Origin of the sequence: Halomonas sp. SS10-MC5 (genome assembly GCF_015992245.1) — a bacterium.
Classification (GTDB): Bacteria; Pseudomonadota; Gammaproteobacteria; order Pseudomonadales; family Halomonadaceae; genus Halomonas; species Halomonas sulfidoxydans.
The window spans coordinates 3,663,268-3,687,919 of record NZ_CP065435.1; the positions used below are offsets into that span (position 1 = coordinate 3,663,268).

Below are 24,652 nucleotides of genomic sequence, written 5' to 3' on the forward strand. Positions count from 1 at the left end.
AGCCCATGAAGATCGTGATACCCGACGACTATCAGGACTGCGTGCGCCACCTCGACGCCTTCGCCAGGTTGGAGGGCCACGACGTCACCGTCTATCACGACACCGTAGCCGACGAGGACGCCCTGGTGGAGCGCTTCCGCGACGCCGAGGCCCTGGTGCTGATCCGCGAGCGCACGCCGATCACTGCGTCATTGCTTGCCCGGCTGCCCAAGCTGAAGGCGATCAGCCAGACCGGCGGCGGCGCGGCCCACGTCGACCTGGCCGCCTGCAAGCGCCACGGGGTCACGGTCATGGCCGGCACCGGTTCGCCCCATGCCACGGCGGAGCTCACCTGGGGCCTGGTGCTGGCGGCCATGCGCCACATCCCCGAGGAGTTTGCGAACCTCAAGGCCGGCCGCTGGCAGCGCACCCTGGGCACCGACCTCAAGGGCCGCACCCTGGGGATCTTCGGCTACGGCAAGATCGGCCGGCTGATCGCCCGCTACGGCCAGGCCTTCGAGATGAACGTGCTGGTGTGGGGCCGCGAGGGTACCCGCGCCCGCGCCACCGAGGCCGGCCTCGACGTGGCGGCAAGCCAGGCCGAACTGTTCGAACGCAGCGATGTGCTCAGCCTGCACCTGCGCCTGAACGCCGACACCCGCGGCATCGTCACCGCCGCCGACCTCGCGCGCATGAAGCCCGACGCCCTCTTGGTCAACACCAGCCGGGCGCCACTGATCGAGCCAGGCGCGCTGGAGGCGGCGCTGCGCAAAGGCCGCCCGGGCCGGGCCGCGGTGGACGTCTTCGAACAGGAGCCGGTGACCAATCACCCGCTGCTCGCGCTGCCCAACGTGCTCGCCACGCCCCACCTGGGCTACGTGGAGCAGGACAGCTACGAGCGCTACTTCGGCGATGCCTTCGACAACCTGCTGGCCTTCGAGGCCGGCCGGCCGGTGAACAACCTGGCCGAGTGAGAGGAGAGTGCCATGACGTCGTCCCACGACCGTCTCGACCCCGATGGGCTCGCCACGCGCCGCGAGGTGCTCGGCGACGCCTACGTCGATAACGCCCTGGCCCAGGCCGACGAATTCGGCTGGCCGCTGCAGGAGTTGGTGACGCGCAACTGCTGGAACGACATCTGGAACCGGCCGGGGCTGGCACGCCCTACCCGCAGCCTGGTCAACATCGGCATGCTGGTGGCGCTCAACCGCCCCCACGAGCTCAAGGTGCACCTGCGCGGCGCGCTCAACAACGGCTGCAGCGAGGCGGAGATTCGCGAGGTGTTGCTGCAGTGCGTGCCCTACTGCGGCTTCCCGGCGGCCATGGACGGCATGCGGGTCGCCCGCGAGGTGATCACCGCCTACCACGAGGAGCAGGCCGGGGGTTGAGCCGCACCCGACAGTATTGAGAATGATTATCGAGAATGTTAGCCTGCGGCCATCTCACGCGGAGTCACGGCACCATGGCCAAGCAGAGCTACCAGGTCTTCGACATCACCCTTTCCCGCCGCACCCAGCTCACGCCCTCGCTGGCCCGGTTCACCTTCACCGGCGCCGACGTGGCGCGCATGGCCACCCACGCCCCGGACCAGCGCATCAAGCTGTTCTTCCCTACCGCACGCGGCAGCCTCGAGGCCCTGTTCGACTGCGTCGCGGCCGTGCCCGACGACTGGTATGCCGCCTATCGCGGCCTACCGGAGGCCCTGCGCCCGCCGATGCGCACCTACACCATTCGTGCGCTGCGTGCCGGGCATGGCGAAGTCGACATCGAGTTCGTACTGCACGGCGACGAAGGACCGGCCTCGCGCTGGGCGATGCGCGCCCAGCCGGGCGACCGCCTGGCCATGACCGCCCCGACCGCCGACGTGGAAAATCTCGGCGTGGGCTATGAGTGGAAGCCGCCGCGCGGCGTGCAGCGCATTCTCGTCGTGGCCGACGAAACCGCCCTGCCGGCGGCGGCCGGCATCCTCGAGACGTTGGCCGCGCGTGCAGACCGCCCGCAGGTGGATGCGCTGATCGAGGTTCCGCTGCGCGACGACACCCGGCCGCTGGCCATGACAGCCGGGGTGCGATGGCTGCCGCGCGATGTCACGCCCGGCTGCGCCCATGGCGAGCGCCTGTTGCGCGCGGTGCGCGACGTCGACCTACGCGCCGAGATCGCCCGCCTGGCCGACACTACCGACAATATCGAGGGCCAGGACGAGCCGGCCGAAGACGAGTTGCTGTGGGAAGCGGCAGCGACAGACGACGGCGCCCCCTTCTACGCCTGGATCGCCGCGGAGAGCAAGGTGGCACTGGGCATCCGCCGCTACCTGGTCAACGAGTGCGGGCTGCCCAGGCGCTACGTCAGCAGCATGGGCTACTGGCGCGAGGGCAAGGTGCTGGGCTGAGCGCCCCGCCCCACGGCTTCGGAAAAAAACGGGGACACCCGCACCCAGGCGCGCTAGCCTCAGGAGACCGTACGAAACGGAAGCGAGGGAGCCCCCATGCCCAAGCGCATCAGCTACTACTTCAGCCCGGTCTCGCCCTGGAGCTACCTGGGCCATGCCCGCCTCGGCGAGATCGCCGCCCGCCAGGGCGCCACGATCGACTACGTGCCGGTCACGGTCAGTGCGGTCTTCCCCAGAACGGGCGGCCTGCCGCTACCCAAGCGAGCCCCGGAGCGCCAGGCCTACCGCCTGGTGGAGCTGCGGCGCTGGCCGCGCCTGCTGGGCATTCCGCTCAACGTGGAGCCGAAGTACTTTCCCGCCGACGATCGCCCCGCGGCGCGCCTGGCGCTGACCGCCAAGGCTCGGGGCCACGACATCGCCGCGCTGTCGCTGGCCGTCCTGCGGGCCTGCTGGGCCGAGGAGCGAGACATTGCCGATCTCGACACACTGGAGGCGATTGCCGACGCCTGCGGCCTGGATGGCCGGGCACTGCTCGAGGAGTCGGAAACGGAGCCTGGCCAGCAGCGCCTCGACGAGGCCTGCGAGCAGGCCATCGCCGCCGGCTGCTTCGGTGTCCCGTGGTACGACGTCGAGGGAGAGCCGTTCTGGGGCCAGGACAGGCTCGAACTGGTGGAGAAAAAGCTCACCGGCGAGCTGTGATCCCGTCCACCGAGGGTGAGGCGCAGGCGCTCAGGGCCGCGCCGCCCTCATCGCACAGCAGAAACGTGCAAAGCGCCGCACGCCCGGGCAAGCCTGGCCGTGGGCGACATCCCATCATGGATACGACGAGTTGGCCCTGGCTCGTTTCCCATCAACCATGACAGGAGGTCGCCCCCATGAGGCTTCGCACTCTAGCGCTACTGTTCACCCTGTCCCTCGTCCCCGGTACGGCGCTCGCCGATCGCCCGTCCCCCGAGGATGAGCCCATGATGACGCGTAGCGGCAGCATGCAGGCTCCCTTGATCAAGCGTCACTTCGACCAGCTCGATACCGACCGCGACGGGCGGCTGAATCAAGCCGAAACCGTTGGAGTCTCGTTGTCAGACGCGTTCTGGGAGCTCGACCGCAACCGCGACGGCTTTCTCAGCCGCCAGGAGTATGACTACCATCCCAACTGATCGCGCTATCTCTGCCCTGCCGACGCGAGTGCCTGGGCACTCGCGTCTGTGCTTGGGGAGGTAATTCAGCTGAACCGTAGGCTCGAATGGGAATGGTGACGGTAGGGCTGGCCTATACTTCTTATCGGCCCGTTCAACGGAACCAGACCCTCTGAGCGATCAAGCCCCAGCTTCGCCCAGGAAGTCCGAATTTTCGGGGGCGATGCCATGGCGCCGTTACCGGTCAGTTCGCCGCGAGTACCCAGCACCATCTACGAAATGCGGGAGAGAGTGATTCAGCTGCTCGATGAGGCCGCGGCGACCCTGGCCCGGGATCAGGAAGCGGCACGCAACAGCCTGGCCGAGGCCCGACTGTTGCTGGCACAGGCTCCCTTGGCAACCGCACCGGAGCCGGCGCTTCATGGCGGGCTCGTCGGCTGGCAGATTCGCCGCGTGATCGCCTTCGTCGACACGCACCTGGATGCGACGATCCACGTCAAGGAGATGGCCGCCGAAGCACGCCTCAGCCTCAGCCACTTCTCGCATGCCTTCAAGCTGACCTTCGGCGAACCGCCCCTGGCCTACGTGACCCGCCGACGACTGGCCCGTGCCTGCGAGATGATGCTCGCCGGCAACGCGCCGCTCTCACGGATCGCCCACGATTGCGGCTTCTACGACCAGTCGCACTTCACCCGACACTTCCACCGCCGGCTAGGCATGACGCCACAGCGCTGGCGGCGCTTGCATGCAGAAGGACCAGGTGACTGACGCATCGCGCGAGTTTAGCCCGGCGTCGCGCCTGCCGCTGATCGACAACGCTCCCCGTCCCACAGCTAGGAAGCGACAAACGGGTCGACTGGCGTGCTGGCACCGAATGCCGCCTCGATGACCTCGCCAGCCTCGAGCACCAGGTCGTCGCGAAAGCGGTCGGCATACAGCTGGACGGTCATCGGTGCGTTGTCGATCGGCCGGGTCGGCAATACTACAGCGGGGAAGCCGAGCAGATTACCGGGGGTCACGAACCACTGCATGCCCAGCATCAGCTCACTGCCGGCGGGCGACGCCACATCGGCGTCGTGCACGAACGGCGCCGAAGGCCAGACAGGCCCCAGCACGATCGGATACTCCGCAAAGAACGCCGCCCAGGCCCTGCCGAGGCGCGAACGCTCCTGATGCAGCGCGGCATGAGTCACCGTCGGGTCGACCTTGGCGATCAGGGCATCCATGAGTATGGCTGCCTCCGCGCTGAGCACCGGGCGCATCGCTTCGGCCGTAAGGCTCAGGTCGGACATCTGGAATTGTGTCCACAGGTGATTGATCAGCTCGATCTCCGGCGGTACCGCCTCCTCCACCTGATAACCCGCGGCGGCAAGCGCCTCGCCGGCCGACCGCACACCGGCGACAATGGCCGGATCGACAACAGTGCCGGGCAGTGCTGTCACCATGGCAACACGTCGCGGAACTGGCGCGCCTTCCAATGCCACCGTGACCGAACGAGGGTCACGCAGATGCTGCCCGTGGACCTGCTCCAGCATCAGCCTGAGATCCTCAACGCGGCGGGCGATGGGTCCATCGGTCAGCATCACCTGGGCACTCAGGAAACCGTCACCGGCACCACCGAAGGGAACGCGCCCCTGGGTCGGCTTCAAGGCCGCGACACCGCAGCAGAACGCAGGATTTCTCAGTGACCCGCCGATGTCATTGCCGATACCAAGCGGCGACATGCCGGATGCCACCGCCGAGCCTTCTCCTCCGCTGCTGCCTCCCGCTGTCAAGAGGGCATTCCACGGGTTGCGCGTAAGCCCCCTGAAGGGGTTGCTGGTGGAGACCCGCAGGCCCATTTCCGGCATATTGGTGCGCCCGATGGGAATGGCGCCGGCGGCGCGCAAGCGCTCGACCACCGGCGCATCCTGCTGGGGCAATGCATTGGCGTTCGCTGCCAGGCCGAAGGTCGTCGGGCTGCCGAGGCAATCGATATTCTCCTTCACCGTGATCGGCACCCCGTACAGAGGCGGCAGATCGCGTTCCCCCGTCTTCTTACGATGGGCATCCGCCGCGTCAGCCGCCTTGCGGGCCGACTGGTGCAGCGTGACGGTGACGGCATTCAGCGTGGGATTCACGGCCTCGATCCGTGCCAGATGCGCATCGACGACTTCGCGGCTCGAGACCTCGCCGGTCTTGATCAGGGTCGCCAACGCCGAAGCGGAGTGCCGCCAGAGATCCTGCCAATGGCGAGGAGGCTGGGGAGCGGGATGCTGTTTCATGAATTCCCTTTCGTCGTGACCGTGACCTCCCCTGCCGAGACGCCACGGGATGCGTTCCTGCATCGTCAAGCGTGTAGAGACCGGTGCCGGCAATCGGCCTGCAGAAGTGACAAGAGAAGGCACCGCCGTTCCGTGATGCCCCTTTCAGCAGGATAGCCGTTAACACATCGAAGCAGAGATTATCTCTCACCCCAGCGCGTTGCCTCAGGCGGGCCGTTCCAGCCCGAACAGGTCGCTCGTGCGGGCGTAGTCGCTGCCCGCCATGCGCCCGATGGGCTTGAGCGCCTCGACGCTCACGTGACGGCCGTTCCAGATCGCGTCATCTATGTGGAGCGACACGACCTCGGCCAACACCAGGCAGCCCGCCATGGGCTGATCGCCGAAGCGCACGATCTCGCGCAGCCGGCAACCGAAGGCCACCGGAGCCGCCGCCACCCGTGGCACCGTCAGCCCCGGCATGGAGACCTTCTCCAGCCCCGCCAGGGCGAACTCGTCCTCGCCCGCCGGCAGGCTGGCGCTGGTGGCGTTCATCGCCTCCACCAACGCTTCGCCGCTGATGTGCACCACGCACTCCGGCACCTGCTCCAGGTTGCGGATGGTGTCCTTGGGCTGGCTTTCGCCGTTGAGCAGCGGCGAGAAGCCCAGCACCGGCGGCGCCACGCTCACCACGTTGAAGAAGGAAAACGGCGCCAGGTTGGTATTGCCGTCGCGATCCTGGGTCGAGACCCAGGCGATGGGGCGCGGGCAGATGGTGCCGCAGAACAGGCGATAGATGGCCCCGCTGCTCAGCGATGACTCTTCCAGCAGATAGTCGCTCATGGCCAGCCCTTGTTGCAGTCGGTGAAGGCCTTCCATCCTACACCCGCCGAGGCATCGCTCAATGCGCCATCGCCAGCCCCGCCGCCTGAGCCGGCGGCAGCAACGCCAGCGTGGCTTTCATTTCACGCACCTCCTCGCCGGGCGGCCGGCCGAAGAAGCGCTTGAACTCGCGGCTGAACTGCGAAGGGCTCTCGTAGCCCACCCTGGCGGCGGCCGCCGCGGCGGGCAGGCCATCACGGATCATCAGCAGCCGGGCCTGGTGCAGCCGCGTCGACTTGATGTACTGCAGTGGCGATGTCTGCGTTACCGCCTTGAAATGCACGTGGAACACCGCCGTACTCATGCCGACTTCACTGGCCAAGCGCCCCACCTCCAGGGGCTCGGCGTAATCCGTATGAATACGCTGCAGCGCCTTGGCGATCCTGCCGAACTGCCCTTGATGCGCCAGCGCCGCGCGCACGCTTCCGCCCTGTTCGCCGACCAGTACGCGGTAGTAGATCTCCCGCATGATTGCGGGCGCCAGTACCTGGGCTTCGAGAGGTGAAGCCAACGCCTCGAGCAACCTGAGCGTGGCATTCGCCATGGGCGCACCGAGCGGCGTGGAGAGCATGCCCCGTGGAGGTGCTGTCGAACGCGAATCCGCCTGGTCCAGCAGGAAGACCAGCTCCGCCACCACGGTCATGTCCAATCGAATCGAAATGGCCAGCAGCGGCTCCTCGGGGCTTGCCTCGGTCTCCGATGCGAAAGGCAGCGGCACCGACAGCACGAGGTAGTGCAGGGCATCGTAGAGATACACCTCGTCGCCCAGATAGCCTCGCTTGCGCCCCTGGCACACGATCACGATGCTCGGCTCGTACAGCACCGGTGTGAGCTTCAGCGGACGATTCGAACGCAGGAAGCGCACCCCATCCAGCAAGGATTGGGTGTAGCCCTCATGCGGGGCGAGCCGATACAGCTGCTCGACCATCCGCTCATGGGGAAGGCTGACAGGCGGCCTTGATGTCATCGCGCAAGCCCCTTTTCTACTTCCTGATGAATTAATTTTTAGGCAACAATATCCAACATATCACTTCTCAAGGAAAGCCCACCCAATAGGATTAGGCAATATATCGATAGGAATGGATCTGTTGGCATTCCCGCCGCCTCCGTAGGCTTGTCACAACGACGCTCTTGTTCATTGGCTCGCTCATCCGAGCCCTGCGAGAGGTCGTCACAAGCCACCCCATACGGAGCCTATCCCATGAGCAAAGTGATTCTTCTCACTGGCGCCAGCAGCGGCATTGGCGAAGCCACCGCCCGGCGGCTGGCAAAACAAGGTTATCGACTGGTCATCGGTGCACGCCGCACCGAGCGGCTGGAAGCGCTGGCCCAGGCCATTCGCAACGAAGGCGGCAGCGTGGAGTATCGCGCGCTGGACGTCACCCGGCGCGAAGACGTGCAGGCCTTCGCCGATGCCGCACTGAAGCTTCATGGCCGCATCGACGTGATCGTCAATAACGCCGGCGTCATGCCGCTTTCGCCCCTGGCCTCGCTCAAGGTCGACGAGTGGGATCGCATGATCGACGTCAACATCCGCGGCGTGCTGCACGGCATCGCTGCCGTGTTGCCCACGATGCAGGCCCAGGGCAGCGGACAGGTGATCAACATCTCCTCCATCGGCGGGCTCTACGTGGTGCCCACTGCCGCCGTCTACTGCGCGACCAAGTATGCCGTGCGCGCCATTTCCGATGGGCTGCGCCAGGAGCACGACAAGCTTCGCGTCACCTGCGTCTATCCCGGCGTGGTGGAGTCGGAGCTTGCCGACACCATCACCGATCCCGGCGCCGCCGAGGCGATGAAGAGTTACCGCCAGATCGCACTCAAGCCTGACGCCATTGCCGCGGCCATCGCGCATGTGATCGCCCAGCCCGACGAGGTGGACACCAGCGAGATCGTGGTCCGCCCCACCGCAAGCCCTGCATAAGCCCGGCCGCAGCCGAGGAAACCCGATGCCCCTACCTACCAAGCGACTCAAGTCCGCCCCTGTGGCTCTAGCCACCGTCGCAGCACTCTCCCTCCTGGGGATGGCTGCCACCGCAACCGGAGACGACACCATGGCAGACCATCCCTATGTCGGCATGTGGGTCACCGACGATGGCCACATACGCCACGAACTGCTGCCGAACAATCGCTACGACGAGGCCCGCGGCGAGCGCGAGAGCGCCTATCAGGGCCGCTACCGCGTCACCGGCAACACCATCGAGTACTGGGACGACACCGGCTTCACCGCCGACGGCGAGTTCATCGACGGCGTGCTCTATCACGCCGGCATGGTGCTACGGCGGAAGAGTAGCACTCGCTGACCGGGAAAATTCCACACCTGTTATTTGAAGGAAACGACACGATGAAAATTCGGAAATTCGCACTTTCCCTTGCGCTTACCCTTGCCTCAGGTTTCGCCCTTGCCGAAAGGGGCGCAGAGGAGCCGATTCCACCGCTCCTCGGATCCTCTAGCGCAACAGGCCAGAACAGCTTCGACCGACTGGATCTGGACGGCGATGGCCACATCTCCCGGCAGGAAGCCCAGGCAGGTTCGCTACCGGAAATCTTCCTGTTTCTGGATCGCAACCATGATGGGCTGATCTCACGGCAGGAGTTCCACTACCGTCCGCGTTGATAGCTCGTCATAGCTCGTCATGGCGTAAAGCATGTGCAGGCACAGCAGATCCAGTCTGCACACGGAGAAGGGGGCCCAGCGCCCCCTTCGTCGTTGTGGCGAGAGGGGGCTAATTTCAAGGCGAATTCTCTTCAGGTAGAGAGTGGGCAGGTCGGGTCGCCTCTTTCTCACCGGAAACGAGGCCCTGGTTGAGCTGCCCGAACGGCACATGCACCGACGGCAGGATATCGCTGGTTGCCGAAAGGTGAGACGCCTGGTCGTCGAAGAAGATATGCGGCTTGATGATGCCGAGGACATGCTCCTTGGCGATGCCGCCGAGGAAGTAGGCCTCGTTGACGGTCACCCCCCAGCTACGCATGGTATGGATGACACGCTCATGGGCCGGCGCGTTGCGGGCCGTCACGATGGAGACCCTGACCTTGGGGCGATAAGCGCCTTGCGTTTCCTCCTCGCGCTGCTTCTCCAGCATCTGGATATGCGCCAGCTTGCGCAGGAAGATAGCCAGCAAACCCGCCTCCGCCGGCACCTGTGCATTGGCCCGCTCGTATTCGCGAAACGCCTCGATCCCCTGCTGCTGGTAGATGGTTTCGGACTCGTCGGTGACCAGCACGCCATCGAAATCGAAGGCAATGCGCAGCTCCTCCTCGTCGGTCAGGTCGAGATCGCCCGACGACAGCACCTGCCCCGCCGGGTGCCCGGCCAGGATCGCCTGGTCGACGTCCTGGCGATTGGCCGACAGAAAGAGGCTGATGTTCAATGCCGGAATGAAGCGGTGGGGGTAGCGCCCCTGCAGGAAGATCGCCCGCGTGATGCCCAGCTCATGATGCTCGATCGACTTCATGACCCGCAGCCCGGTTTCCGGATCGTTGCGCGAGAGCAGCACCACCTCGATGGGCGGATTATTCGGGCTCAGCTCGTTCAACGAAAGAAGGCGCTTGATAAAGGGGAAGGCAACGCCGGTGCTTAACGGCTTGTTCTCATTGTCGCGCTGATAGATGCGATAGGACGCCTCGCCCTGCTCGCGAAAGACCCGATCGGATTCCTCCAGATCGAACAGGGCGCTGGATGCCAGCCCGATTACCACGCGTTCGCTGAGATCGTAGGCCATGGCCGTCCTTGATGAAGAAGTGCAACGCACGATCTCCAGACCATGCCTCAGAGCTTTCGGCCAGACAAGCGCCTATCCGTAGAGGCGTCTCGGCCTGGAAGAGCATGACGGTAAAAGCGTAAACCTGTAAAACTGCAAAACTGTATTCAAGTTCGCAGCAAGGACCCGCCATGCCGTTCGCCTCCCCCCAGGAGAATGCCCTCACCCCCGGCTTCATGGTCGTTCACGGCAATCGCCTGGAGGACCTGCGCGGCGTGGCGGTGGAGTGGATGAAGCGCCACCCGCTGGCACCGCTGGAGAACGAGACCATCCTGGTGCAGAGCAACGGCATCGGCCAGTGGATGAAGCTGGCGCTGGCCGCCGACGAGGCCGACGGCGGCAGCGGAATCGCCGCCGCGCTGGACGTCACGCTGCCGGCGCGCTTCCTGTGGCAGGCCTACCGCGCGGTGCTCAACCACGTGGAAGGCGACCCCAATGCGGTGCCGGCCACCTCGCCCTTCGACAAGTCGCGCCTGCTGTGGCGGCTGCTGCGCCTGCTGCCGGAGCTGATGCCGCGCGACGAGTTCGCTCCGCTGCGCCGCTTCCTCGAAGGCGACAGCGACCTGCGCAAGCACCACCAGCTCGCCGAGCGCCTGGCTGACCTGCTCGACCAGTACCAGGTGTACCGCGCCGACTGGCTCGAGGCCTGGTCCCGCGGCGAGGACGTGCTGATCTCCGCCCGCGGCGAAGCCCGCCCTATCGACGACACCCAGCGCTGGCAGCCCGCCCTGTGGCGTGCCGTGGTGAACAGCGTTGCCGAGGACGTGGGCGACGACGGCGTGGCCTCCAGCCGCGCCATGGTGCACCGGCGCTTTCTCGCCGCCGCCCGCGAGCTTCGCGGCAACGAGTGCCCCCCCGGCCTGCCGCGACGGGTGATGGTGTTCGGCATCTCCTCGCTGCCGCAGCAGGCGCTGGAGGCCCTGGCCGCCATCGCCCGCTGCTGCCAGGTGGTGCTGTGCGTGCACAACCCCTGCCAGCACTACTGGGCCGACATCATCGAACACAAGGACCTGCTCCGTGCCCAGCGCTACCGACAGCGGCGCAAGGCCGGCATGCCCGAACGGCTCGACGTGCTTGGCCTTGGCGACGCCGGTGGTGACGGAGCCGAGAGCCTTCACCTGCACGCCCAGCCGCTGCTCGCCGCCTGGGGCAAGCAGGGCCGCGACTACCTGCGCCTGCTCGACGAGCACGACGACGCCCAGCAGTACGAGGCCTTGTTCCGGGCCGACTCGCTGCGCATCGACCTGTTCGAGCCCTTCGTGCGCGAAGGCGACGGCCGGCTGCTGCAGCAGTTGCAGGACGACATCCGCGAGCTGCGCCCGCTGCACGAGACCCGCGAGACCTGGCCGGCGGTGGACCCGAGCCGCGACGACTCCATCGTCTTCCACGCCGCCCACAGCCCCCAACGCGAAGTGGAAATTCTCCACGATCAGCTGCTCGCCGCCTTCAGCGCCGACCCGAAGCTCAAGCCCCGCGACGTGATCGTGATGGTGCCGGATATCGACCACTACGCGCCGCACGTGCAGGCGGTATTCGGACAACTGGAACGCGACGACCCGCGCCATATCCCCTTCACCCTCTCCGACCAGGGCAGCCGCCACCGCCTGCCGCTGCTGATCGCGCTGGAGAAACTGCTGCGCCTGCCGGAGCTGCGCCTCTCGGTGAGCGACCTGCTCGACCTGCTCGACGTGCCCGCCCTGCGCGCCCGCTTCGGCATCGACGAGCAGGACGTGCCCACCCTGCGCCGCTGGATCGAGGGCGCCGGCATCCGCTGGGGGCTCGACGCCGGCCAGCGCGGCAGCCTCGACCTGCCCGCCGGCATGGAGCAGAACACCTGGGCCTTCGGCCTGCGCCGGCTGCTGCTGGGCTACGCCGTGGGCGAGGCCGCCAGCGGCCCGTGGCAGGGCATCGAACCCTTCGACGACATCGGCGGGCTGGAAGCGGCGCTGGCCGGCCCGCTGGCCGCTCTGCTGGAGACCCTGGAGGCGCAATGGCGCCGCCTGCGCGAGCCCACCGACTTGGCCGGCTGGGTAGCGCACCTGCGCACCCTGCTGGAGGCGGGCTTTCTGGCCGAAGCGCCGGAAGACAGCCTGATGCTGGCCCAGCTCGAACAGGCGCTGCAGAGCTGGCAGGAGAGCGCCGAAGAGGCCGGCCTGACCCGCGACCTGCCGCTCTCGGTGGTGCGCGAGCACTGGCTGGCCCAGATCGACGAACCCAGCCTGTCGCAGCGCTTCCTGGCCGGCGCGGTCAACTTCGCCACCCTGATGCCGATGCGCGCCATCCCCTTCAAGCGGGTGTGCCTGCTGGGCATGAACGACGGCGACTACCCGCGCAGCCACCCGCCGATGGACTTCGACCTGATGAACGGCGACTACCGCCCCGGCGACCGCTCCCGCCGCGAGGACGACCGCTACCTGTTCCTCGAAGCGCTGCTCTCCGCCCGGGAGCAGCTCTATGTCAGTTGGGTGGGTCGCAGCATCGTCGACAACAGCGAAAAGCCGCCCTCGGTGCTGGTCGGCCAGCTGCGCGATCATCTCCAGGCCGGCTGGCGTACAAGCGATGGCAGCGACCTGCTCGAAGCCCTCACCACCGAGCATCCGCTGCAGCCGTTCAGCCGCACCTACTTCCCCACCGCCGCGCAGCAGGCCGAGCGCAGCGTCGCCGCCCGGCGGCTGTTCACCTACGCCCACGAGTGGCGCGAGGTGCATGGTGAAGTAGCCGCGGCAGCGGCGCCCCTCGACCTGGAGCCATATACGCAGGACACACCGCTAACGCTGTCCCAACTCGGCAACTTCCTGCGCGACCCGGCCCGCGCCTTCTTCACCACCCGGCTCAAGGTCTTCCTGGAGCGCGAGGACATCGTCAGCCTCGACCACGAGCCCTTCGACCTGGACGGCCTCGCCAACTGGCAGCTACAGGACCTGCTGATCCGCGAGCAGCGCCGCGCCGTGGACGAAGGCCGCGAGCGCCTGCCCGTTCTGCTCGACGCCCTCGACCGTTTGCAGGGCCAAGGCGTACTGGCCATGGGCGCCTTCGGCGAGCGCATGCGCGAGCAGCTCAGCGAACCGATGGACGCTCTGTTCGAAGCCTACGAGGAAGCGCTGGAAGCCTGGCCCCACGCCATCGAGGAGCCCGAGCCGGTGCAGCTCGACGTGCCCGGCGCCCCCCCCATCGAAGACTGGCTCGACGAACTGCGCGAGAGTGACTCGGGCGAGCGCTGCCGCCTGGTGCTCGCCAGCAGCAGCTTGGTCAAGAAGGGCAAATACCGCTGGTCGCACATCCTGCGCCACTGGGTCGCGCACCTGGCCGGGCACCTGAACGACAGGCCCATGACCAGCCTGCTGCTCTCCAAGGCCGGCCACGTCACCCTGCCGCCCCTCGATCCGGAAGCGGCCCGCGGACATCTGCGCGAGATCGTCCGCACCTGGCAGGCCGGCATGCAGGTGCCGCTGCCGCTGGCCTGCGACACCGCCTTCGTGTGGCTGAGCAAATTGGGAACGCCTGATACCGAGCGCGACAGCGACGCCTGGCGCGCCGCCGCCAGCACCTACAACGGCGACGACTTCAACGCCGGGGAGGCGGGCCGCAACGCCTACCTCGCCCACCGCTGGCCGAGCTTCACCGCGCTCTATGAAGCCCGCCAGGACCGGCTCGGCTTCGCCGAACTCACCGAGCGGCTACTCGCCCCGGTACACCTGGCGGTGAAAGGCGACAAGAAAGAAGAAGGGAAGAGCAAAGAGGGAAGAGGGAAGACAGTGGGAGGCAAGGCATGAGCGACGTGACGCAGCTGAATCCGCTTGAGTTCCCGCTTCACGGCAGCCGCCTGATCGAAGCCAGCGCCGGCACCGGCAAGACCTTCACCATCGCGCTGCTCTACGTGCGCCTGGTACTCGGCGCCCGCTCGGCCGACGACAATACCGCCTTCGAGCGCCCGCTCACGCCGCCCGAGATCCTCGTCGTCACCTTCACCAACGCCGCCACCCAGGAGCTGCGCGAGCGGATTCGGGCGCGATTGGTCGAGGCCGCCAATGTCTTTCTCTCTCCACAGGCGCCCGAAGCCGCGCCCGACACTGCCCAAGCTTCGGGAGCAGGATGTAGCGGAGGTCCTATGCCAGGGATGGCATCGGTAGCGCCCAGGGATGGGTTCACAGCGCCTCCGCGAAATCCTGCTGACGAAGCGGCCCACCAAAGCCCTGACGCCGGATCAGCCCCGACCGCCGAGAGCCAGGCCGATCCACTGCTGATCGCCCTCCGTAACCAATACGATCCCGCCACTTGGCCCGCCTGCGCCCGACGCCTGCAACTCGCCGCCGAATGGATGGACGAGGCCGCCGTCTCCACCATCCACAGCTGGTGCTATCGCATGCTGCGCGAGCACGCCTTCGACAGCGGCAGCCTGTTCTCGCTCGACCTGGAAAACGACCAGACCGAGCTGGAGCTCGAGGTGGTGCGCGACTACTGGCGCAGCTTCTACTACCCGCTCAACCTCGACGAGCTGGCCATCGTGGTGCGCCACTGGAGCACGCCCGAGCAGCTGCACGCCGCCGTGCGCGGGCTGATGCCCGAAGCCGAGGCACTCGACAAGCACGCCCCACCCCCGGCCGAGACCATCGCCAATGCCAGCCACGAGACCGCCGAGCGCCTGGCCCAGCTCAAGGCCCCCTGGCCCCAGTGGGTGGACGAGTGCGAGGCGCTGTTCGAGGAGGCCGCCCAGCAGAAGGCCTTCAAGGGCCAGAGCTTCAACGCCAAGAGCCGCGCCAACTGGCTCGGCGCCCTGCGTGAATGGTGCCAAGGGGAGGCCACCTGGCCCGGCCTGACCGACGCTGCCTGGAAGCGCCTCACGCCCCAGGGCATGGCCGATATCTGGCTCAAGGGCGAGCCGCCGGATCACCCGGCGCTGGCCGCGCTGGAAAAGCTCCAGGACGAACTCAACGCCCTGCCCGACCCCTACGCCGATCTGCTCACCCACGCCGTGCACTGGTGCCGCGCGCGGCTCGACCGCGAGCAGGAGCGCCGCGCCGAGATGGGCCCCAACGAGCTGCTCACCCATCTCGACCGGGCGCTCACCGGCCCCAACTGCGAGGCGCTGGGAGCGCAGATCCGCCGCCAGTTCCCGGTCGCCCTGGTCGACGAGTTCCAGGATACCGACCCGGTGCAGTACCGCATCTTCGACTGCGTGTACCGCATCCGTGAGAATCGCCCCGAGTGCGGTGTGTTTCTGATCGGCGACCCCAAGCAGGCGATCTACGCCTTCCGCGGCGCCGACATCCATACCTACCTGCGCGCCCGTCGCGACACCCAAGGCCGCCACGTCACCCTGGGCACCAACTTCCGCTCCAGCCGCGAGATGGTCGAGGCAGTGAACCGCTGCTTCGCATTCGCCGAAGCGCACCCGCCCGGCGCCTTCCTGTTCAACTCGCCCGAGGGGAACCCTGTTCCCTTCCTGCCTGTGGGAGCGAAAGGCCGCAAGGACTCACTCACCCGCCAGGGCCAGCCGCTGCCGGCCATGACCCTGTGGCAGCTCGAAAGCGACGAGCCGCTCTCCAAGACCGCCTACCAGCAGGAGATGGCCGAGCGCTGCGCCTCCACCATGGTGGAGCTGCTCAACGAGGGGCTAAACGGCCGCACCGGGTTTGCGGAGGGCGGCAGTGCCGGTTTACAAGAAGAGGGAACGCTCAAGCCGCTCAAGCCCTCCGACATGGCGGTGCTGGTCAACGGCCTGGGCGAGGCGCGCTCGATCCGCCAGGCGCTGGCCCGGCGCGGGGTGAAGAGCGTCTACCTCTCCGACAAGGACAAGGTGTTCGCCTCGCCGGTCGCCCCCCAGCTCGACGCCTGGCTGCGCGCCTGTGCGGCACCCGACGACGACAGGCTGCTGCGCACCGCCCTGGCCACCCCGGTGCTGGGGCTCGATATCGCCACGCTGGATCGCTTGAACGAAGACGAACTGGCCTGGGAAGGCCGCGTGCTGCAGTTCCGCGACTACCACCGGCTGTGGCAACGCCAGGGCGTGCTGCCGCTGGTACGCAAGATCATCCACGACTTCGACGTGGCGCAGCGGCTGCTTGCCTGGGGGCCTGCCAGCGACGGTGAGCGCTTCCTAACGGACTTGTTACACCTGGGTGAATTGCTGCAGCACGCTAGCCAGGAGCTCGACGGCGAACACGCGCTGATCCGCTTTCTCGCCGAAGCCATCGCCAACCCCGAAGGCCATGGCGATACCCACAAGCTGCGCCTGGAGAGCGACGCGGACCTGGTGCAGGTCATCACCATTCACAAGTCCAAGGGGCTGGAGTATCCGCTGGTGTTCCTGCCCTTCATCTGCAACCATCGCCCGACGAAGAAGGACGACTCGCCGCTGCGCTGGCACGACGCCGAGGGCCGCCTGCGCATCAGCCTGGAAGCCGACGACGAGACCCTGGCCACCGTCGACCGCGAGCGCCTGGGCGAGGACCTGCGCAAGCTCTACGTGGCGCTGACCCGCGCCCGCCACGCCACCTGGCTCGGCATGGCCCCGCTCAAGGGCGGCGAAGGCAGCGCCATCGGCCAGCTGCTGGCCAACGGCGAAGCGCTGAGCCCGGCAGGATTCGCCAGCGCGCTCACCCGGCTCAAGGGCGACTGCGCCGCCATCGAGATCGCCCCCGCACCGCCGGCCCACGCCGAGATCGTCCGCCAGACCGAGCGCGACGATGCCCTAGGAGAAGCGCGCACCCCCACGCGCCCCGCCCGCGAGCACTGGTGGATCGCCAGCTACTCGGCGCTGCGTCTCTCCGGCGAGATCGTCAGCGTCGCATCGGCCAGCGCCCCAGTAAGGGCTGACTTACCTGTTAAGCCCCATGACAGCGAAGCGCAGCGGAGCGGCAGCCTGCCCGAACCCGCCACCGCCATGGAGGCCACTGCGCTGGAGGTGCTGGAGGAGCCCCGCGACAGCGGCCAGAGCGAACCGTTGCCCTCCTTACATCGGTTCCCCCGAGGCCCCGGGCCTGGGACATTCTTGCACGGAATCCTGGAATGGGCCGGCGAGCACGGCTTCGCCCGCGTGGCCCGCGACCCCGCCCTGCGCGAGGAAACCCTGGCACGGCGCTGCCAGGTGCGCGGCTGGCAGCCGTGGCTGAACACCCTGCACGCCTGGTTCGGTACCCTGCTCGCCGCCCCGCTGCCGCTACCCAATGACGCGGGCCGCCTTACGCTCGAAACACTGACGAGCTACCAGGTGGAGATGGAGTTCTGGTTCGCCTCGCGCCAGGTCGACACCCGCCGGCTGGACGCCCTCGTAAGTGCTTACACACTGGCAAGCCCGGAGAACAGCTCAGGTGCCAGCCTGCCGCGCCCCGCGCTGGATGCCGACACCCTCAACGGCATGCTCAAGGGCTTCATCGACCTAGTGTTCGAGCATGAGGGCCGCTATTACGTGGCCGACTGGAAATCGAACCACCTGGGGCCGGACGACAGCGCCTACAGCCAAGAGGCGATGCGCCAGGCAGTGGCCGCCAAGCGCTACGACCTGCAGTACGCGCTCTACCTGCTGGCCCTGCACCGGCTGCTCAAGGCGCGCCTGCCGGGCTACGATTACGACCGCCATATCGGCGGCTCGCTCACCGTCTTTCTCCGGGGCGCCAATGCGGAGAGCCGCGGCGTACACGCCGAGCGCCCCCCGCGCCAGCTGATCGAAGCGATGGATGCGCTGTTCCAGGGCGAAACCCCAGCGGCGAGCGCCGCCACCCAGGCAACGGAGGCGCCGGCATGAGCAAGCGCAGCAAGCACCACGACGACGCTACCCCGGACCTGTTCGCCGATCTCGGAGAGGAACCAGCAGGCCGCAGCCAGGCAGCCGACGAGGGCGCCGAACCTGAACCGCCCCAAGCCGAGCCGAAACCGAACCAGGCCGCGCAGGGCAATGTACAAGCCGCGCTCCACGACACCCAGGCGCTGTTCGCCCTGCTCGACCGCTGGGTGGAGCGCGGCTGGTTGCGCGCGCTGGACCGCGCACTGGCGAGCTTCTTCCAGCGCGAGATGAGCGACGCCCCTCCCCTGCTGCTGCTCGCCGCGGCCCTTGCCAGCCATCAGCTTGGCCGCGGCCACGTGTGCCTCGATCTCGCCCAGACTCTCGCCGCCCCCGACCTGGCGCTCTCGCTGCCACCGGAAGGTGACGATTTGAGCGACCCGCCGCCGCTGCCCAGCGAGCTGCTGGCCGAACTGGATCTCGCCATCTGGCACGACGCCCTGCACCACCCCGCCCTGGTGGCGGACGGCAACGAGCCGCCGGGTAACACCCCGCTGGTGCGCAGCGAACGCGACGGCAACGTGCGGCTCTATCTGCGCCGTTACTGGCAGTACGAGCAGGACATTCGCGGCCTGATCGGCAGCCGACTTACTGCCGCCACCGAGGCAGAAGCCGACACCGTCACCCTGGCCCGGGCGCTGGCCGCACTCTTTACCCCGGGGCATGAACTCGACTGGCAGCAGGCCGCCTGTGCGCTGGCCAGCCGCTCGCGCTTCGCCGTGATTACCGGCGGCCCCGGCACCGGCAAGACCACCACGGTGGTCAAGCTGCTCGCCCTGCTGCAGGCCTTGGCCCTGGGTGAAACCGCCCCAGTTGGCTCCGCCGCACCGCGCCCGCTGCGCATTCGCCTGGCCGCCCCCACCGGCAAGGCCGCCGCCCGGCTCAACGAATCCATCGCCAAACAGGTGCAAAACCTCTCGCTGGTGGAACTGGCCGCCGCCGTGGGCCAACAGGGTGTGGATATCCCGACCCTGCGCAACAGCATCCCTACGGAAGTCACGACACTGCACCGCCTTCTGGGCTCACGACCGGATACCCGCCACTTCCGTCACCACGCCGGCAACCCGCTGGCGCTGGACGCCCTGGTGATCGACGAAGCCTCGATGGTGGATATCGAAATGATGGCCGCCGTGCTCACCGCCCTGCCGCCCAGGGCGCGGCTGATCCTGCTCGGCGACAAGGACCAGCTCGCCTCGGTGGAAGCCGGCGCCGTGCTCGGCGACCTGTGCCAGCGTGCCGAAGGCGGCCACTACACCCCGGCCACCTGCGGCTGGCTGCAACGGGTGACCGGCACCCCGATTCCCGAGCAATACCGCGACGAAACCGGCCAGCCGCTGGACCAGGCCATCGCCATGCTGCGGGTGAGCCACCGCTTCGATGCCAAGAGCGGCATCGGCCAGCTCGCCGCAGCGGTCAATCGCCCGCTCGCACCCGAGCATGGGCAGAAAGAGAAGAAACGCGCGGTACGCGAGATCTTCGGCACCGATGGAAAGTCACGCTACGCCGACATCGCCCGCCTCGCCCTGGCAGACGCCGACGACCCGGCGCTGGATCGGCTGGTGGTAAACGGCAACCCGGCCGGTTTCATCAACGGCGGCGAAGGCCGACACGACCGCCGCGGCGAGCCCATCGCACCGCCCCGCGGCTACGCCCACTACCTGGACGTGATGCAGGCAGCGCGCCCCACCCAGCCCTTCTTCGGCGAAGGCGACGCGCGCCCGCCCTACGACGACTGGGCGCGCCAGGTACTCGCCGCCCACGGCCACTTCCAGTTGCTGTGCGCCCTCAGGAAAGGCCCCTGGGGCATCGAAGGGCTGAACCCGCGCATCGGCCGCGCCCTGCGCCGCGCCGGCTGGCTCAAGGCCAGCGACCTGGAGCTGGAACAGGGCTGGTTCGAAGGCCGCCCGGTGCTCGTCACCCGCAACGACTACGGCCTGGGGCTGATGAACGGCGATATCGGCATCACCCTAGCCGTGCCCGAAGCGCGCAGCGCCAGTGAAATGGCCGGCCGCACCCTGCTGCGCGTCGCCTTCCCGGCCAGCGACGGCAGCGGCGACATCAAGTGGGTGCTACCCAGCCGCCTGCAAGCGGTGGAAACCGTGTTCGCCATGACGGTACACAAGTCCCAGGGCTCGGAATTCACCCACACCGCCCTGCTGCTCCCCGACGCCCCCAACCCCATCCTCACCCGGGAGCTGGTCTACACCGGTATCACCCGGGCAAGGGACTGGCTGACGCTGGTGGAGACGGGCCGCGGGATGCTGGATGAGGCGGTAACGAGGGAGGTGGTCAGGGTGAGTGGATTGGGTAAGTTGTAATAAAGCCCAAGGGTTGTCCTGGAAATCGACATGTATAGTTATCAAAGCAAGGGAGCTGCCAATGAAGCACTACAGAAAAATCGAACATGTGAGACGCCACGGGCTATCCCTGCTGGCTCGGCTCGGCCGCTACGAGTTGGCAGTGCTGCTGTGCGTCTCGGTCCTTTCCGGCGGGGTCTGGGGGTTCATCGAGCTGGCCGATGCCGTCATCGAGGGAGAGACCCAGAGCATCGACGAGACCCTGCTGCTCTCTATGCGCAATCCTGCCGATCACACCGATCCGCTCGGCCCGGGCTGGGTCGAGGAAATGGGGCGGGACTTCACCGCGCTCGGTGGTGTCGGTGTACTGGTCGTGATCACCCTGGGCGCCCTGGGCTACCTGCTACTCGCCCGACACTATCGGGCGGCGCTCTTTGCCTCGATCGTAGTGCCCGGCGGCATGCTGCTCAGCACGCTGATGAAGATGGGCTTCGATCGACCTCGGCCCGACCTCGTGCCGCATGAAGCCATGGTCTACACCGCGAGCTTCCCCAGCGGCCACTCGATGATGTCTGCCGTTACCTACCTCACCCTGGCCGCCCTGCTCATCCGTGTACAGCCGGCGCTGAGGCTGAAGGCCTACCTACTGATACTGGCGATACTGCTCACCCTGCTGGTGGGCATGAGCCGCGTCTACCTCGGCGTGCATTGGCCCACGGATGTACTTGCCGGCTGGACCGCCGGAGCGGCCTGGGCCGCACTGTGCTGGCTGGTGATGCGCTGGTTGCAGCGGCGCGGGCAGGTAGAGACAGAGGAGAGCAGCTCGGGCACCGAGTAGTTGCTCAAGCGACGGCAGCCGCAGCATCAATGGTGCTGCGGCTGCCGACGCCCCAACCCCATCCTCACGCGGGAGCTGGTCTACATCGGGAGCCCCGGCGCCAGGGATTAGCTCACGCTGTTGGAGACAGGGCGTGGAGTGCTGGATGAGGCGGTGACGAGGAGGTGGTGAGAGTGAGTGGGTTGAGGAGGTTTAAGCAGAACCAACAATGATGTTGGCATCCATCACCGTACCAACCAAATACAGCGAGATCAATCTGCCGCTGCCACTTCCACTTCCTTAGGCAGCGCATAAGTAAACGAATAACCACTAGAGCTGTCAAAGTAATATATGACCCCCTCATTCTTCTCTAAGCCGGCACAATTTCTGACACCACACCTTATAAAAATAAGTTTTTTTATTTCGCCTCCCACCTGAGCGTTTATCACTCTAGAATAATGATGATCTTCTGAAGCTATAACAGACAGAAACTCTTCAGCCCTAACTTTACCTTCTCGATCAAAAAACCCCAGACTAACTATATAAAAAATACCAGCAAAGGCAAAAAGCGCCGCCTTTACAGTTGATGACTTCGCCCTTAATTCCAACACTGTCTCGCCTCGACAACCAAAAAATAAACGCCTGACTCTAACTACTTTTCTTTTCCGACCAACAGAGCTTTTCAGCCAATCTGTATAGCTTGGCAATACGGCATGCGAATAAGCCCATAGACACATGGCAGAGATTATCAATATCACAAGAACCGGCGCAAACGATATCAAAAAACCATCATAAATTATTTGATGAAAATTCCTCTCCATCATATCTGCATTCAAGTTTAGGACTCCAATGTAACCATGATAATATGCCGTGCTCCACGTATACAAAAGCGCCGTGAAAGCCGCCAAGAAAATCGCACTATCTACACCCATTTTACGACTCATAAACTCTCCTTGAATTAATTTATAAACCAATGGAGAAAAAATTAATAGCATTTTACGAAGTCCATCTCAAGCGCCCCTAGCCACAGCCTGCCATAAGCCGTTCTTTTCGCCTGCGAAGTCAGCCGCAACATCAATTGGGTATATAACGCCATCTTCAGATGGTAGAAATCGTATCGTGATAGCGGTGCATAAACCCATGAGCTCAAACCCTCATGCTGCTACCGACGCCTCAACCCATCCTCACTCGGGAACTGGCCTGTACCGGCATTATCCGCGCATGGACTGGCTCACGCTGGTGGAAACAGGCCGCGGAATGCAGGATGAGACTAAGAGGGTGAGTGTGTTGGTGAGGCTGCGGTAGTCAGCCTCCCCTGGAAATGTAAGATTTCGGCTAAAAGATAATGGTACGTTAACGAAAATTATTAAATGGAAGCTCAGCAGCGGACATGCCGAGAACTGATATCCTTGTTAGGCATTCACTTTCACATAGCCAAAACGACCGGGCGTCCGCGCTCCCCTCAGCCAATAGAATATAGTTTTTAGTCGCCATCATTCGAAGCCTCTTTCTCAAAGACGAAGCTATTAAATGCGTTCGCACGTGCAACGCGGTTTCCTTTATCAGACGCCGCCCGGGCAACCGCACGCGCATAGCGCGCCACATCGGGGCTTGGCTCCTCCCAATCCTCTTCCTCGAGTCGAGCTAGCGCATCAACCTTTTCCCCCAGCAAACGAATCCGGCCACTCACACGCTCACGCACATCTTGCGAGAAAGGCAGATCGTCAGTTTTTTCTGCGAGGCATAAGTACAATGTATAGAAGTCAGACTTCTTCCTCCATCGCGTCTTTACAAGATCAGGCAGCAACTGGGAAATCTCACCAGTGACAGCCCTAAATGTCCTAACCAGATCTTCTTTCGCCTCAAACTCCCTCTCGTACAGTTGGTAATAATAATCCAACTTGTCTTTCTTGTTTTGCGGTCCATGCAAGAAGGCAACAGCCATTTCGCTAAGGAACTCGTGGTCTAACATGCGCCTATGATCGTTAGCAGAAAAAACACCTGCCTCAGACCAAAAAGGATCTTGATCAGCCATTTCTTGTATTGCTTTTATGAAGGGCCCCCAGTAAGTAGCGTTCCTAAGTTCCTGTTCATTTAGTGCCACAACGTTTCTGTTCAAACGAGCAAATATTTTCCTTAGCTCCTCCTCAGGCATATTTGGCAGCACTCGGACGACAAACTTATAGGAAAACACAAGCTGTTTTTCCTCAGGCGACAGGTCTTCAAACTTGAGACCAACCCAGCGAGCTTGAAGATCACCTCCTTCTAACTCATAACCACCTTCAATAAAATCCAAACAGGCGCGTATTCTTTGCTGCCCATCGACTACGATATGCCTCTCCTCGCCATTATCATCGACCGTATCTACCATATAAAGCTCGGGAACAGGCAATCCATGCAATATAGTATCTATCAAGTAAGACTTCTGGCGATCAGTCCAGACGGGGTTGCGCTGGAAAGGTGCAGCGAGGACCAGTTCCTCTCGTTGATTTGCCTTATTGAACCACGAGACTGTTCTGTGCGTTGTATGCAGAAAACTCTCAGACGTTATCATTACTTACTCCTGTAGCGGTATTTCTTCTTCTGCCTCAGCAATGTGAAGCAGCTCCGTTCTCAAGCTTTTCACCCCTTCTGCTTGGTAAGCTCTGAGAGCATCGTAATCACGGTAAATTCTTAGCTTCACCTCGCGTCCTCGAGTTGGCGGCTGTACTGACATATCGTCCAACCCCTCTTGCCATCGCTTGCCAAAAGGAAGCAAAGGGAGTATCAGATCTGTAGCAATAGTCCCCGAAAAGACATAGTTTTTTCTATGAAAATCCAGTGAACGACGCGTCTTAGCCGGTAGCGACAACCAGCTTGACCTTGTTTGCCTTAGATATCGCCAAGCTGCTTCAAAATGATAAAGGCTTATCACGCAGACGTCTATGTCCGAATCTGAATGAAAGGATGAAAATCCTTTGTGTGGATTAAGGCTGTACCCTAGGGCACCGCTACCCGCGAGTACTATTTCATATGGATCAACTTCAAGGTGTGCTGCTAGTCGTGTTTTCCAATCTATCCAGAGCTCTGCATCACCTGCGAAAGCATAGGGAATGGGCTCAATGATACACCGTGACACGAACAGAGCAGGCTCAGTCGCTAGGATTGCGGCACGCAACTCCTCTGTTGAAGCGAACATTACGTACTCCAAGCTTGCTTCAATGCAAAAAATCTCTTCTTGCGTTCACGTGCGATTAATATCACACCTCCACTACCCATTAAAATTTCAGGGTGCCTGAGGCAAGAATAGAAAGGGGGTTTAAAACTCTGATTGAGAGCGGTCTGGTAAAGAAAATATCTAGACCTCATAGTTTTGGGCTTTGAATCAT

The 24,652-nt window shown here is 64.6% G+C and carries 20 protein-coding genes; 13 read left to right on the top strand and 7 right to left on the bottom strand.

Annotation, left to right across the window (positions count from 1 at the left end; genetic code table 11):
• The first annotated feature begins 5 nt into the window (after positions 1-5).
• From I4484_RS16990 to I4484_RS17015, 6 genes are all read left to right on the top strand, one after another.
• Complete coding sequence (locus tag I4484_RS16990; protein WP_197448410.1) at positions 6-953, top strand: D-2-hydroxyacid dehydrogenase family protein; 948 nt, start codon at positions 6-8, stop codon at positions 951-953.
• Positions 954-965: 12 nt separating this feature from the next.
• Complete coding sequence (locus I4484_RS16995; protein ID WP_197448411.1) at positions 966-1,367, top strand: carboxymuconolactone decarboxylase family protein; 402 nt, start codon at positions 966-968, stop codon at positions 1,365-1,367.
• A gap of 74 nt (positions 1,368-1,441) precedes the next feature.
• The gene (locus tag I4484_RS17000) at positions 1,442-2,368 is read left to right on the top strand and encodes a siderophore-interacting protein (protein ID WP_197448412.1); all 927 of its coding nucleotides are present in this window, start codon (positions 1,442-1,444) and stop codon (positions 2,366-2,368) included.
• Positions 2,369-2,464: 96 nt separating this feature from the next.
• Positions 2,465-3,067, top strand: a complete 603-nt coding sequence (locus I4484_RS17005; protein WP_197448413.1) for a 2-hydroxychromene-2-carboxylate isomerase — start codon at positions 2,465-2,467, stop codon at positions 3,065-3,067.
• A 176-nt stretch (positions 3,068-3,243) separates the two neighbouring features.
• Entirely contained in the window at positions 3,244-3,525 is a 282-nt protein-coding gene (locus I4484_RS17010; protein ID WP_197451090.1) for an EF-hand domain-containing protein, read from the top strand.
• Positions 3,526-3,732: 207 nt separating this feature from the next.
• Positions 3,733-4,272 (top strand): helix-turn-helix transcriptional regulator, encoded by a 540-nt coding sequence (locus tag I4484_RS17015; RefSeq protein WP_197448414.1) that lies wholly within the window; start codon positions 3,733-3,735, stop codon positions 4,270-4,272.
• A 65-nt stretch (positions 4,273-4,337) separates the two neighbouring features.
• On the opposite strand, the gene I4484_RS17020 is transcribed toward I4484_RS17015, so the two are convergent.
• The 3 genes from I4484_RS17020 to I4484_RS17030 all read right to left on the bottom strand — a co-directional run bounded on the left by I4484_RS17020 (position 4,338) and on the right by I4484_RS17030 (position 7,593).
• Entirely contained in the window at positions 4,338-5,768 is a 1,431-nt protein-coding gene (locus I4484_RS17020; protein WP_197448415.1) for an amidase, read from the bottom strand.
• 204 nt (positions 5,769-5,972) lie between these two features.
• Complete coding sequence (locus I4484_RS17025) at positions 5,973-6,587, bottom strand: flavin reductase family protein (protein ID WP_197448416.1); 615 nt, start codon at positions 6,585-6,587, stop codon at positions 5,973-5,975.
• Between the two features lie 58 nt (positions 6,588-6,645).
• Entirely contained in the window at positions 6,646-7,593 is a 948-nt protein-coding gene (locus I4484_RS17030) for an AraC family transcriptional regulator (protein ID WP_242597139.1), read from the bottom strand.
• Between the two features lie 234 nt (positions 7,594-7,827).
• On the opposite strand from I4484_RS17030, the gene I4484_RS17035 reads away from it, so the two are divergent.
• From I4484_RS17035 to I4484_RS17045, 3 genes are all read left to right on the top strand, one after another.
• Positions 7,828-8,550 carry an SDR family oxidoreductase gene (locus I4484_RS17035; protein ID WP_197448417.1) on the top strand — a complete coding sequence of 241 codons (723 nt, stop codon included), beginning with the start codon at positions 7,828-7,830 and terminating at the stop codon, positions 8,548-8,550.
• Between the two features lie 130 nt (positions 8,551-8,680).
• On the top strand, positions 8,681-8,929 hold the full coding sequence (locus I4484_RS17040) for an Atu4866 domain-containing protein (protein WP_234283707.1): 249 nt from the start codon (positions 8,681-8,683) through the stop codon (positions 8,927-8,929).
• Between the two features lie 41 nt (positions 8,930-8,970).
• Entirely contained in the window at positions 8,971-9,243 is a 273-nt protein-coding gene (locus tag I4484_RS17045) for a hypothetical protein (protein ID WP_197451092.1), read from the top strand.
• 115 nt (positions 9,244-9,358) lie between these two features.
• Here I4484_RS17045 and I4484_RS17050 read toward each other — a convergent pair whose 3' ends face one another.
• Complete coding sequence (locus I4484_RS17050) at positions 9,359-10,351, bottom strand: 5'-nucleotidase (RefSeq protein WP_234283708.1); 993 nt, start codon at positions 10,349-10,351, stop codon at positions 9,359-9,361.
• A gap of 170 nt (positions 10,352-10,521) precedes the next feature.
• Between I4484_RS17050 and recC the strand changes: the two genes are divergently transcribed.
• The 4 genes from recC to I4484_RS17070 all read left to right on the top strand — a co-directional run bounded on the left by recC (position 10,522) and on the right by I4484_RS17070 (position 21,305).
• Complete coding sequence (recC, locus tag I4484_RS17055) at positions 10,522-14,163, top strand: exodeoxyribonuclease V subunit gamma (RefSeq protein ID WP_197448419.1); 3,642 nt, start codon at positions 10,522-10,524, stop codon at positions 14,161-14,163.
• On the top strand, positions 14,160-18,134 hold the full coding sequence (gene recB / locus I4484_RS17060; protein WP_197448420.1) for an exodeoxyribonuclease V subunit beta: 3,975 nt from the start codon (positions 14,160-14,162) through the stop codon (positions 18,132-18,134). The genes recC and recB overlap by 4 nt, the downstream gene beginning before the upstream one ends.
• Entirely contained in the window at positions 18,131-20,488 is a 2,358-nt protein-coding gene (gene recD / locus I4484_RS17065; RefSeq protein ID WP_197448421.1) for an exodeoxyribonuclease V subunit alpha, read from the top strand. Before recB ends, recD begins: the two co-directional genes overlap by 4 nt.
• Positions 20,489-20,549: 61 nt before the next feature.
• Positions 20,550-21,305: a phosphatase PAP2 family protein gene (locus I4484_RS17070; RefSeq protein WP_197448422.1), complete on the top strand. Its 756-nt coding sequence runs from the start codon at positions 20,550-20,552 to the stop codon at positions 21,303-21,305.
• A 251-nt stretch (positions 21,306-21,556) separates the two neighbouring features.
• Here I4484_RS17070 and I4484_RS17075 read toward each other — a convergent pair whose 3' ends face one another.
• From I4484_RS17075 to I4484_RS17085, 3 genes are all read right to left on the bottom strand, one after another.
• Positions 21,557-22,228, bottom strand: coding sequence for a hypothetical protein (locus I4484_RS17075; protein ID WP_197448423.1), 672 nt, complete (start codon positions 22,226-22,228; stop codon positions 21,557-21,559).
• Between the two features lie 539 nt (positions 22,229-22,767).
• The gene (locus I4484_RS17080) at positions 22,768-23,838 is read right to left on the bottom strand and encodes a DUF262 domain-containing protein (protein ID WP_197448424.1); all 1,071 of its coding nucleotides are present in this window, start codon (positions 23,836-23,838) and stop codon (positions 22,768-22,770) included.
• Between the two features lie 3 nt (positions 23,839-23,841).
• Positions 23,842-24,462, bottom strand: a complete 621-nt coding sequence (locus I4484_RS17085; RefSeq protein WP_197448425.1) for a hypothetical protein — start codon at positions 24,460-24,462, stop codon at positions 23,842-23,844.
• Positions 24,463-24,652 lie beyond the last annotated feature (190 nt).